General features: G+C 48.5%; 2 protein-coding genes and 1 pseudogene. 1 reads left to right on the top strand and 2 read right to left on the bottom strand.

Annotated elements, in window-relative coordinates; translation table 11 throughout:
• Window positions 1-115 (top strand): annotated as a pseudogene (locus ACTHUT_RS18550) (IS481 family transposase); the annotation flags it as partial.
• A gap of 145 nt (window positions 116-260) precedes the next feature.
• On the opposite strand, the gene ACTHUT_RS18545 reads toward ACTHUT_RS18550, so the two are convergent.
• The gene (locus tag ACTHUT_RS18545) at window positions 261-1,712 is read right to left on the bottom strand and encodes a LutB/LldF family L-lactate oxidation iron-sulfur protein (RefSeq protein WP_250600572.1); all 1,452 of its coding nucleotides are present in this window, start codon (window positions 1,710-1,712) and stop codon (window positions 261-263) included.
• The coding region (locus ACTHUT_RS18540; protein ID WP_440419356.1) for a LutC/YkgG family protein at window positions 1,709-2,138 on the bottom strand (430 nt) is incomplete at its 5' end. The genes ACTHUT_RS18540 and ACTHUT_RS18545, both read right to left, overlap by 4 nt.

The raw sequence follows: 2,138 nt of genomic DNA, 5'->3' as shown, positions 1-2,138 counted from the left end.
TTTCTATAACACTGTGAAGCCGCACCGCAGTTTGAACGGCGATACGCCGTTTGAGGTCTTGCAGGCTTCATTCTCAACCTGTGGTGTAAACAACGCAACGTTTTCCTACAAATAAAGGCCGTCTGAAAATCTTTCAGACGGCCTTTTTATTCAAAAGAATCAAGATAAAATAATCATATAAATAGCGATGCCACACCAGCAGCATTCAATAAAAAATAAAACCTGAGGCCTTCTATTCCTCAGGTTTTATTTATCAAGCCTTATGCTTTTTCTTTCTGGAGTTTCTCTGCCATCAGTTGATGCAGCGTTTTCTTAGCCGGTTTCATCGGAACACGGTTATCCGTCCAGCCCAACTGCTTGCTAGGCGTCAATGCACGGAATTTAGAGGCCGTCCAACCGAATGCACGGTAAGCTTTACTGCCGCTGAAAATACCGTTAAACGTACGCCATGCCATTTGTTCGCCAAAAGTATGCGATGCGCCTTGACCACGGATAGGATGTGGAACGGTTTCTGTTGGCGAGCGTTGCGCTTCAACACGCAGACGTTGCATTTGTTCGGTAATCGGAATGCGTACCGGACAAACTTCAACGCAGGCGCCACACATGGTACACGCAGTCGGCAGATCGCGTGTCGCATCCAAGCCCAACAAATGCGGAGAGATAATCTCGCCAATCGGGCCGGGATAAGTCGTACCGTAAGCCGCACCACCGATACGGGTATAAACCGGACAGTGGTTCATACACGCACCGCAACGAATACATTGCAAGGTACGGCGCATTTGATCTTCTGCATACGCTTGGCTGCGGCCGTTATCAAGCAGTACCAAGTGCATTTCTTGAGGGCCGTCCAACTCTTCGCTACGGCGAGGGCCGGTAATCATATTGAAATAAGTGGTAATGTTCTGACCAATGGCGGAGCGTGGCAACAGGCTGTACAAAGGCGGAATATCAGACAGCTTCGCAACCACTTTTTCAATACCGGTAATGGCGATGTGCACAGGCGGTACAGTGGTACTCAAGCGACCGTTGCCTTCGTTTTCGACCAGACACAAAGTGCCTGTTTCCGCGACAGCAAAGTTCACACCGCTCAAACCGACATCGGCAGTACTGTAAATATCACGCAATGCTTTACGCGCAAATCCGGTCAGCTGGTCTACATCGTCTGTTAATGGAGTGCCAAGATTTTGATGGAAAAGCTCGCTAACCTGCTCTTTGGTCTTGTGAATGGCAGGCATCACGATATGGGTTGGTTTCTCGCCGGCCATTTGAACGATAAACTCGCCCAAGTCGCTCTCAACCGCTTTAATGCCTTGATCTTGCAGATAATGGTTCAGCTCAATCTCTTCGCTGACCATAGATTTACCTTTCACCATCAGCTTACCGTTTTTATCGGTAATGATGTTGTGAATGATTTGGCAGGCTTCGGCAGGGGTTTCCGCCCAGTGGACTTTAACGCCTAACTTGGTCAGGTTTTCTTCCAGCTGTTCCAACAATGCAGGCAATTTGGACAACGAACGTTGACGGACATGCTCACACAAGTCACGCAGGCTTTGCAGCTCTTCTTCATCTGTCAAAACGGCTTTGCGCTTGGTCATCAGCATATCCATCGCTGTACGCAAGCTTTTACGCAGAGGCTTGTCTTGCAAAGAAATCGCAGCGTTTTGCTTGAACGTTTCCGGCTTCATATGGAATTTAATGGTTTGGGAACTCATGCTTTTTCCTCCAAATCGGCAGGGGAAATATGATCAGGCAGAACGGCCAAAACCACCAAATCGCGCGGGCCGTGTGCACCATAGGCCAAAGTCAATTGAATATCGGCAGTCTTAGATGGGCCGGAAATCAAAATAACGTTGGTAGGCATGCCTTTTTCTACCAGTTTTTCGCCTTCAACAGCATTATGGAATTCGTTGTACATTTTGCTGGTGTCAAACAGGCAGAAATGCACAGGCGGAACCAAACTCAGGCTGCGCGGCTCGACAGGACTGGACTCCAGCATAATCGTACCGGTACGGGCAATACCGCATTTAGAGCCGCTAAAACCCGCCTCAATATCTGTAAAGAATTCGTTTTTCCAATCGTCGATTTTTCGCTCAAAACCACGCGGTTCAATATTGGTATCGGCCAAAGCTGCACGGGCC

Source organism: Neisseria sp. P0022.S010, assembly GCF_051956635.1.
The sequence above is the reverse complement of the archived record's forward strand: the minus strand, read 5'-3'. Positions and strand labels throughout refer to the sequence as shown.